11 protein-coding genes are annotated in these 8,589 nt (G+C 59.3%); 6 read left to right on the top strand and 5 right to left on the bottom strand.

Annotated elements, in window-relative coordinates:
- Window positions 1–1,075: 1,075 nt before the first annotated feature.
- The 3 genes from Y708_RS0101385 (at window position 1,076) to Y708_RS0101375 (ending at window position 2,163) form a co-directional block, all read left to right on the top strand.
- Entirely contained in the window at window positions 1,076–1,339 is a 264-nt protein-coding gene (locus Y708_RS0101385; RefSeq protein ID WP_155853616.1) for a hypothetical protein, read from the top strand.
- 58 nt (window positions 1,340–1,397) lie between these two features.
- On the top strand, window positions 1,398–1,826 hold the full coding sequence (locus tag Y708_RS0101380; RefSeq protein WP_028278545.1) for a hypothetical protein: 429 nt from the start codon (window positions 1,398–1,400) through the stop codon (window positions 1,824–1,826).
- Window positions 1,827–1,971: 145 nt separating this feature from the next.
- Window positions 1,972–2,163, top strand: a complete 192-nt coding sequence (locus tag Y708_RS0101375) for a hypothetical protein (protein WP_028278544.1) — start codon at window positions 1,972–1,974, stop codon at window positions 2,161–2,163.
- A 43-nt stretch (window positions 2,164–2,206) separates the two neighbouring features.
- Here Y708_RS0101375 and Y708_RS22150 read toward each other — a convergent pair whose 3' ends face one another.
- The 4 genes from Y708_RS22150 to Y708_RS0101355 form a co-directional block, all read right to left on the bottom strand.
- On the bottom strand, window positions 2,207–2,581 hold the full coding sequence (locus tag Y708_RS22150) for an XRE family transcriptional regulator (RefSeq protein ID WP_155853614.1): 375 nt from the start codon (window positions 2,579–2,581) through the stop codon (window positions 2,207–2,209).
- A gap of 245 nt (window positions 2,582–2,826) precedes the next feature.
- Window positions 2,827–3,486, bottom strand: coding sequence for an RES family NAD+ phosphorylase (locus Y708_RS22145; protein ID WP_162150424.1), 660 nt, complete (start codon window positions 3,484–3,486; stop codon window positions 2,827–2,829).
- The gene (locus Y708_RS0101360) at window positions 3,483–3,839 is read right to left on the bottom strand and encodes a hypothetical protein (protein ID WP_028278543.1); all 357 of its coding nucleotides are present in this window, start codon (window positions 3,837–3,839) and stop codon (window positions 3,483–3,485) included. The genes Y708_RS22145 and Y708_RS0101360 overlap by 4 nt, the downstream gene beginning before the upstream one ends.
- Window positions 3,840–4,108: 269 nt before the next feature.
- Window positions 4,109–4,666, bottom strand: a complete 558-nt coding sequence (locus Y708_RS0101355) for a phosphoribosyltransferase family protein (protein ID WP_028278542.1) — start codon at window positions 4,664–4,666, stop codon at window positions 4,109–4,111.
- Window positions 4,667–4,943: 277 nt separating this feature from the next.
- On the opposite strand from Y708_RS0101355, the gene Y708_RS0101345 reads away from it, so the two are divergent.
- From Y708_RS0101345 to Y708_RS0101335, 3 genes are all read left to right on the top strand, one after another.
- Window positions 4,944–6,242 (top strand): Vps62-related protein, encoded by a 1,299-nt coding sequence (locus Y708_RS0101345; protein ID WP_028278541.1) that lies wholly within the window; start codon window positions 4,944–4,946, stop codon window positions 6,240–6,242.
- Between the two features lie 151 nt (window positions 6,243–6,393).
- Window positions 6,394–6,915 (top strand): DNA/RNA non-specific endonuclease, encoded by a 522-nt coding sequence (locus Y708_RS22140; RefSeq protein ID WP_051478401.1) that lies wholly within the window; start codon window positions 6,394–6,396, stop codon window positions 6,913–6,915.
- A 431-nt stretch (window positions 6,916–7,346) separates the two neighbouring features.
- Window positions 7,347–7,529 (top strand): NUDIX hydrolase, encoded by a 183-nt coding sequence (locus Y708_RS0101335; RefSeq protein ID WP_028278540.1) that lies wholly within the window; start codon window positions 7,347–7,349, stop codon window positions 7,527–7,529.
- 544 nt (window positions 7,530–8,073) lie between these two features.
- Here the strand turns inward: Y708_RS0101335 and Y708_RS29520 are convergent.
- Window positions 8,074–8,208 (bottom strand): GTPase, encoded by a 135-nt coding sequence (locus tag Y708_RS29520; RefSeq protein ID WP_253905651.1) that lies wholly within the window; start codon window positions 8,206–8,208, stop codon window positions 8,074–8,076.
- Window positions 8,209–8,589 lie beyond the last annotated feature (381 nt).

The following is an 8,589-nucleotide window of genomic DNA, read 5'->3' as shown; positions in this document are numbered from 1 at the left end:
TCCGCCAATACACCGGCTGGTACCGCCACATCACCCTCTCCATGTTCGCCCAGGCCTTCCTGACCGTGATCCGCTCCAAAAAAGGGGCCCTGCCCCCGCTGACGGCGTACTGATCCGGCTCTCACTGCCCGAAATCAGACGCCTGTTGGTCCGACTAGTCTGGCACCGGACCATCGCCCCCGAACAAGTCCTGGAACACTCAACCTGGCGTCGAAAACACCAGCACCGCGCCCGACATAGTCATTACAAAGCCCGCGGACACACCCCATAAACGCGACTGTAGTACTAGATGCGCAGAGTATGAAATCGTACTCAGGCTGGACCGATAGCCAACGATCGGTGCTCAACAAAAATATCGCTGGACCAGACTTGTTGAACGTTCTGTTGGAGTCATACCGGGCGCTCGATTCGATAGACATGCACAATCGCGAGCTCTTTCTAGAAATGTATGCGGTCAACGTTCAGCTGTGCGTGTGACAACAGGGGCTGCTTCCCCGGAACCCGACGAATGGCCCTGGTTGATTGAACTAGACTCGCAAGGGTCAGAGGTTGGGCGTCACAAGCTGCTGCCACCTGCAGACCGAATACTCCTTGAGTCGTTGGCAGGGCTGCCGAGCATGCACCCCATTTTGTTTCCGCGGGTCGCAGGGCCAGCGCCGTGGATCCAAGGAAAGCATTTGGCGTCGAACCGACCCCATATGCCGCCCGGCGAGCTGCCTTTCAACGACGAGGGTGTCGCGGATTGGGCACTCAACTTAGAACCGGCGTCCGACTGGCACTAATCCCGATTGCCTCTTCGCCCGCTGCCGTGCTGCAACTGATGGTGCTGCAGAATAGAAGGGTCGCGATCTTTAAACTTCACAGGCACTATCCGTTGATGGTCGAATGATCGGGCCGTTGTGATCCACGGACGTAGGGCTACAGCGGGTAAGTTTCCAGGCAGCCCACTTGGTGAGTAATGCTGATGAGAATCACGAGGAATACACTTGCGACCCATAGCGAACTCGGGAAACCATGTACTCATGCCAACCTAGCGTTCCACCCTCCAATCTCTCGGAACAGAAAGAGACTCATCGTGACAAGCAGAAACAACACCCGGGCCGCAGCTTGGCACATGACATGGTTCCCTCAGACTGCTGACGATTTGCACAAGCATGAGGGGATGCACCTCGCTCACGGGAAGGACCTAAACGCCTTGCTGGCTGCTGATCCGCACAAGAGCGAGATCGTTTTCGTCGGCACCAGAGGGTGGAATCTGACCGGCTCCGCGCCCACGTCCCTGGTGCGTCTTCTTCGCCAGAAATTCGCGCTTGCCGCGCAGAATGTGCGGGCAGACTAGGCATGCACGGAAAACTTTCAGCACGCCCGTCCACGCGTTTTTCCGCACAGGTGAATCATTGAGCTTTCGACCGGAAATCATCACCGCACAAGCCTTCGTTGAATACATCCGCCACCACGGCGCCAGGGTAAACCCTCAATCCGTAGCCGATGTTTTCAGCACCGTGACCGTTTTTCAGAAGACCAGGGCATTGGCACTCCTTGTGAATGCGTTGGTCGAGCACCTGCAGGTCGGGTACACCCGGGAATATGATGCGCTCGTCGGGGGCGCGGTTGCAGTCCTGGATCAGCACATTGCGGACTCCATTGCATCCTCCAGACGCGGGGCGGCGTTCGACCACTTTGAGGATGCCATCCGCTTAGCGGAGCGGGAACTGGCCTACCGCACGGGCACAGCTCTGGTCGGCAGCGGCCGCCCCTTGAAAGCCACCCCCAGCAGCCTTCGTCACCACATCGCCCGCGCAAGCCGCGAGGACGTCGTAGCATGAGCCAGCCCTATGCACTGCCCAACCACATCCCTGAAGGACCGCCGCCACCTCGACTACCGTTACTGTCCTCTCCAACGCCGGCTGCCCCCAAGTGCACGGCTACTTACCGCAAGATGGCCAAAGGGGTCTACCTCTTGTCTCGGACGTGACCAACGATGAAAAGCGCGAGATTGATGCCCGGTACAACTACTCGCAGGCTCCAGTAGTGCTTGTCATAAATGAGATCGGCACCGTCCTCGACCGCTGGGCGGGGTTCCAGCCGGACAAGATCCTCAAGCACGCGGCCGCTGAAAGCAACGCAGCTCTGGATGAGGTCGACGGGCTCACGGCCGCATAGGCGCCGGGCAGGTTCTTTACTCCGCAGACCCTGCCCGAAAGGTTCACCCGTTGTAACCGTCTTCGAGCAGAGCTTCTGCGGCAGTTGCTGTCTCCGGGTAACGACCCTCGCGTATCGCTTTGATGGGCGAGCAGCCGTTCAGCCGCGGATTCATGGTCATGCTCCAAGCCTGGGCACCACGCCTGCCTCTGGCCGCTTCGATGTTTCGGAGCGTGCCGTAAGCGAACCGGAGTCGCTCCTCAACGGCGGGCTCTGGCTCACGGCCACCGCCGCGCCAACTGCCCACCAGTTTCATGTCGGTGATGCCTGCAAGGCCACCGACAAGGCGGGTGGTGAGGCGGGTGGTGAGGACGCCGCAGAGCCACTGAACGACTGCCGAAATCCCGTCCTGACCATCCCTGCCCGGTGCGATCAGCATCTGATGCTCCCTCCTGATCCTGGTACCAAGATACGCCTCTACATTGGCCACGCAGGCCGGCATTGCTCGATTCCAGCAGGGTTCCAGAGCGCGTGTGCTGAAATTGCGTGTGTCATTCTCCCTCGAGGATTCGTGAGACAGGCCAAGTGAGACGGACTTGATGAGACATTTCGATTTCGAAAATGCTTAACTTTTGTAGCAATCAGAAACAGTCGCACCAAGCTGGAGTTCGTGAGACGGGCCCATCAGCGTCGGCGGTAGTACCTGCCGGCCGCTGCCCGTCCAATTCGCCTTAGCCTGGCGGTGTACTTTGCGAATTCCGACTTATGCGCAGGCGTCGCGCGGACATTTTCCAGCACATCCATGAGGTTTATCGACGGGACCTGCACTCTGCTGTGTTGCTCTTCCACCGAGCCACCATCGACTGTTTCAGGGAAAAGTGCAATGGTTCGCTGTCCGGGTAAACCAGCGCTGGGAGCCAGAACACCGTCCATCCCGCATGACCTGGCTGCGTCGGCAAGCTCATGGCATACGGCGTAGTCGTCACCTCTCAGATCATCGCTGGTGATATGCAGTTTTACCAGCACATCCGGGTCGCACAGGTCGAGCACCTTCAGGCCTGAGACTTTTATCCGGCCAGCAAGGCGCTTTACCTCGAAGGGGTCGACTGTGGCGCCTTCCATGAAGTGGCGGAACAGCTCGCACCAGCTCGCACGCATGCTGGAGCTGGCATACCAAGCGCCTGGCCCTCCTGCTCGATGGTAGCGACCCGGGCCGCGGGATGGATCAGGGCAGAACAGGAAGGACCGGCCAACAGGACCTTGGTGCCACCATTTTCCGCTAATCGTCGCTGTGGGGAGCGAGCCGACGAGCCCAGAGAGCTCACTGGCTGTCCACCGGGTCAAACGTACGATCCGTCGATGAATGATTTGGCGGCTTGGAGGACCTGGTCCTGCTTTCCTTCGCGGAGAGCGTCCAGCGGTCGCTGTCCTTCGATGAGCCGGTTATTGGCGTGGAGCCACTGCCCCACTCCCCTGGTCGTCAGGGAGTCCTCCAGGATACGTACAACTTCTCTTAGTCCATCAAGGCGCGAGTAGGTACTCGATCGTGGCCTGGTGCTTTTCGCTTTCCAGGCGTAGACGGTCTTTGGGTCCACCCGGGCCACCGTCGCGATGTCGATTTGGCTCACACCGTAGTCCTTGAAGGCAACAACAAAGTCTGACGCCTCGATAGCGCGGTTGAGTCTTTTCGTTGACATACATCTATTCTACGCCCGACAAAACGCCCGGACAAACACCCGGTTTTTCGAAGGAGTCCGGGAAGTCAGTGTTTTTCGCTGGACACGCTCGGTACCGCTGCAGTTCTTCAGGGTGACGGCCTGTGCGGCAGAGTTGTACTTCAGCGCGAAACGGGGCGCCTCCATTACACCAGCAGCACCGGGCTTTGTCCTCGACGGCCCGCAGGCGAACGGAATGCCACAGTGGTAGCCTGCTCTCACCAGCCGGCCAATTGCTACCTTGTCTTCCCTCAGAGGTCTCGGATGTGAAAGACGGACCTGAGGTTCAGCTGTCGCCGCGGCTGGCTTTCCTTGAGGTTGTCGACGAGAACGGATGCTCCAATCCATGATGCTCCGATTTCCTCGACAAGTCTTTGTAGCGCCAGTAGCTGTCCGCCGGTGTCAATTAGATCGTCCACAGCGAGAACCCGATCACCCGACCGGATTAGGCCCTTGGGCAACCCCAGCTCAAGGTGGCGGTCCTTATAATCAGGAGGGCTGGTGACCTTGACCCAGGGATCACTGTCGAAGGAAGGCATAGGGTCTTTGCGCACGGGGCAGAAACCAACACCCAGGCTGATGGCCGTAAGGACCCCGGTTAAGTGTCCACTGGCAGAGGGGCCCACGACGACGGTTGGCGAATCCAACCTGAACGGCTCCGCGAGCAGTGCACCGATGCCCGCCACGACGTCGGGTTCCCGCCACCAAGCAAAGAGATTGAAGTATTGCCTGCCGGTCTCAGGACTGGTCTTCCATTCGAATAGCTCCGCCATCCGGTGTCGGAGCTGTCTCGTGTCGGCGTCAGGCATGATCTGAATCATATTTCAGTCTGCTCAATTCCGGTCCTTGCCGCCCAGCGGACGGACACGACGCACCTATTGACACCCGCAGTGCGGCAGTAGAGGCTTACATCAACTCCGACTTTCGTCGGTTCACCTGCTCTCGCGTTGGGGCTGCGATCAGGTTCGGTCTCGCATTCTCCCTCTCTCCTCGGTGCTTTTCTCGTATGCACCCTCCTGCACCGCTGCCACTCTCGCCCTCCGCTGGAAATCCGGTCCAGCAACCAGCGTCACCAAGGGGAAAATCATGAGCACCGCCACCACCACTACCGCTGCATCCATCCAGGCGACGGAAACACCTGCACCGGGGCCGGCTGTCTACGCCGCAATCCAGGAAGCCGGATACGCAGAGCGGGGAGCGCCGTTCGGTTCGCTGCTGATGAAGTTCGCGGCCGCAGCGGAGCTGAACAACGGTTGGAACTCCCAGAGGGGGCAGACGCAAATATCGTTCTTCCAGTCGCGCAAGATCGAGGACCCTGAGAACAGGTTCCGGCCGCTGGGAGACTTCGCCACCATCAACAACGCAGATGCCTCCCGCGCCCCGGTGATGCTCGTAGCTCCCGGAGCATTCGACGGGGACAAGCCGCCGCTTGTCCATCCGAAAGGATTCCACTGGATCCTGAAGGACAAGGACTCGGGCAACTCGGTGAATATGGCGTATTACTCGCTGGATGCACCGGAGGGCTACAGGGCGATGGGTATCGCCGTCGGGTTCAATGACACCGACCCGGACCCGGAGAATTACTGGTGCGTGGATTCCGATCTCGTCCACGATGTGCCGGAGGAGAAGACCTTCTGGAATGACAAGGGCTCGAACTGGGATGAGAACGCCAGCCTGAACGTCGTGGATCTCACGAACGCCCCGTCGGTGGAAGGCAAGCTGACACTCGCGCCGACGACCTTCCTGAGTGTCTTCACGGGAGGTGGGCAGGGCAAGTGCCTGGTGCTTGAAAAGCTCAAGCTTCCTGTTCACCGGATCCCGCCGGCGGCCCCAATTTACGAAGAGAATTCGGTGGACACCAAAACGGCGCCTGGCCTCGGGTATGTCGAGGTGCTGCCCTGCAGCATCATAACCGATGCGCTAAGTTCCAGCGGCCCGAAAGACAGCCCGTTCTACTACCTGGCCTCGGAGCCCTACTGGAATTGTTTCAAGGGATTCGACACCGGGGACCATGCCAAGTACACCGAATCGGTACTGGTCGGCACATCGCTCGATAAATCCGAGGGCTTCCAAAACACCACATCTCTGACGGTCGGAGCCGAGACCGGGGTCGAGGCCGGTGGATTCAGCGCCAAACTGTCGGTCAGCTACACCAACGAAATGCAGGTGTCATCCGAAACAACAGAAGGGCACAAGACAGAAGTGAGCACAGCCGTGGACATTGACCTTCCGCGGCACCGCCACATCTACCTGTGGCAGGCGCGGGCGTACATCACCGTCTACCGGACCAAAGGATCCCCGGAGGATGGGCCAACCATCCTGAGCAGGGCCCCGTTCGGAAAGGACGACCTGGTCTTCACGAAAAAGCCTGTCGAAGGCGTCTAACAGCAGAAGGCCACCCCGGTCCTTTAGTTCCCGTTACTCCGGGGCCGGGGATGGCCACCGCAATGCTGATGAAAGTTTTCCGTCGCTGAGCAGTCCCGCACTGCGCGGACGCGTTTATCCTCCCGTCACCAGCTGGTGGTACATTCCGCAGATGAACGCACTCCTGCCTGAACCTACATCTCTGAAAGCCGGCGAGCTGTCCGGCCGGACCGGTTTCGACGAGCAGTTCCTCGGCCCTAGCGTGCCTATACCAGCCCTCGACGGAGGGGGGGCGGTCTTGCTTCCGTACACGAACTTCTCGGTCCTGATGCGGCCGGATAAGCGTCTGACAGCCATCACGGCGCTCGGCATCGACGGCGCGAAACTGATGGACCTGGACCGTTCAGGCATCGACTGGCGGTTAGATCCGCGGCTTGCTGAAGACCAACAGACCGGTGAGAGGCTGTACGCGCGCAACGACATCGACCGCGGCCACCTGGTGCGCCGGGCCTCAGCCGTATGGGGTGATACCGCCGCCGAGGCTGCCCAGGCCAATGAGGACACGTTCTTCTACACGAACGCCGCACCGCAGGCCGCCGACTTCAACCAGAGCCTTGAACTGTGGCTCGGCCTGGAGTCCTACCTGCTGGAGAACGCAGCCGACAATGGCCGCCCAATTGGCCTGTATTACTAGGCCTCGGGGTCGAGCAGATGGGACCGAGCGAGTTGAGTGTGGACCGCTTTTTTTCGGTCGCAAGACCAGCTCCGCCTCATGATCGAGGAAGCAGGGCTGAAAGTCCAGGACGTGTTCGGCGGGTATCAGGGTGAACCGGTGGGACGTGGAGTTAGAGCGCTAGTAATTGCCTTCCGCCCCTAAACCCGTGCTCTTATGGTGCTGCAGTGGTGGTCCATGCGGAGGGGTTGAAGTTTCGTTCCTGTGAATGAGTAGATGCTGGGTATGAAGTAGAGGCCGGCCGCCGTACCTATTGGTTGCAGACTGGATCAGCTTACGGGCGCGGGCGCGACACCAAGCGATCACAGAACGCCGCCACATAGCGATCAAATCCACAGGTTTTCGCCGCCTATTAGGGTGAAGGTATGTCAACGCCCCGGACGAGTTTCGAAATGACTAGTGATGACGAGTGGTGGGACGTCGTAGATGCCGAAGGGTTACCGACCGGTGACATCTATCGCAGGGGTGCAGCGGATTGGCCGTCCGGACGTTTTCATCTGATCGTCGCAGTCTGCGTGCAGCGTGAGGATGGAGCCGTCCTCCTTACCCAGCGCGCAGCCAACAAGGAATTTTGATTCAGGTGGGAGTTCCCAGGGGGCAGTGCTCTAGCTGGTGAGACAAGCCGCCAGGCGGCGAGTCGGGAGCTGCGGGAGGAGACGAGTATTGACGTTCCGCCATCTGCGCTGATTCCTATTGATCGATTTGTTGAAGCATCAGCTCTTCTTGACTTCTACACCGCTCGCGAGCCTGCGAACGCCGAACTGAGATTGCAGCAGAGCGAAGTCATGGCAGCCGAGTGGGTGACACTTGAAGGGGTCATCCGCCGGCTAGGCGTGGGCCTCATGGCTGACCCCTGGGTCGCTCGCCTGGACTCGCTCTGGCATCCAACCACGCACACGCTGAGTATCGTCCGCTGAGGGATGGGCTTACGGAATTAGTTGCTCGGCCACAAAGCGCTGCGGAAACCACGCCATTTACCGTTGCAACTCACATCTACCCTTGGTGATTGTGACGATTCCACACCGACATTGCTCGAGAAATGGAACTCCAGCAAGGTGCTGCTGCGGTGCTGACCAACCTTGGCTTGTATCAGGACTCTAAGCATCTGCACGTGCACGTCTACAGCGGAGGACACATCCCATTTTCATCCGATAATGTCCAGCCGTTGTAATCCGTATCAACCGTTCGGAAGCCGCGGCTCGCAAGTTCGTTGAGCAGAGTCGTCTTTCCTGCTCCGGACCTTCCTGTGATCAAGATACGGGGCCCTACTGTCGGCGGCTCTTTCTAATGCAGCATCTAGCCAAGGTGTCCCTTGCGGGACGCCCGTTCCGGGCTGAAAATGTTGTTGTGGTCGCCTGTCGATGCCGTTATCCCTATGGTTCGTTGAGACCGTCGTCTAGCCGGGCATTGGGGATCACGCCGTGGGCCCTTCACTGTTGCCGATTGATTAAGCACGAGGACTAGATTCAGCTTTTCCCCGTTGTGATTCCCGCAGGCGGCCACCTGTCCATATCAGGTACGAGGGTAGGGAAAGGTCGGGCGAGGGCCGTGTTGGCGCAGTCCCAGGATGAGGAACAGATTATTGCCAGGGTTGCTGCCCTGGATATTGGCAAGGCCGAAGTAGCGTGTTGTGTC

The organism is Arthrobacter sp. H5, assembly GCF_000520595.1.
Taxonomy (GTDB): Bacteria; Actinomycetota; Actinomycetes; order Actinomycetales; family Micrococcaceae; genus Arthrobacter_D.
This window is presented reverse-complemented; position numbering and strand designations above follow the sequence as displayed.

Excerpts from the sequence above, each read along its gene's own strand:
- Y708_RS0101355 (WP_028278542.1), bottom strand. The coding sequence starts at position 4,666 with ATGCCTGACGCCGACACGAGACAGCTCCGACACCGGATGGCGGAGCTA.
- Y708_RS0101360 (WP_028278543.1), bottom strand. The coding sequence starts at position 3,839 with ATGTCAACGAAAAGACTCAACCGCGCTATCGAGGCGTCAGACTTTGTT.
- Y708_RS0101345 (WP_028278541.1), top strand. The coding sequence starts at position 4,944 with ATGAGCACCGCCACCACCACTACCGCTGCATCCATCCAGGCGACGGAA.
- Y708_RS22140 (WP_051478401.1), top strand. The coding sequence starts at position 6,394 with ATGAACGCACTCCTGCCTGAACCTACATCTCTGAAAGCCGGCGAGCTG.
- Y708_RS22150 (WP_155853614.1), bottom strand. The coding sequence starts at position 2,581 with ATGCTGATCGCACCGGGCAGGGATGGTCAGGACGGGATTTCGGCAGTC.
- Y708_RS0101335 (WP_028278540.1), top strand. The coding sequence starts at position 7,347 with ATGACTAGTGATGACGAGTGGTGGGACGTCGTAGATGCCGAAGGGTTA.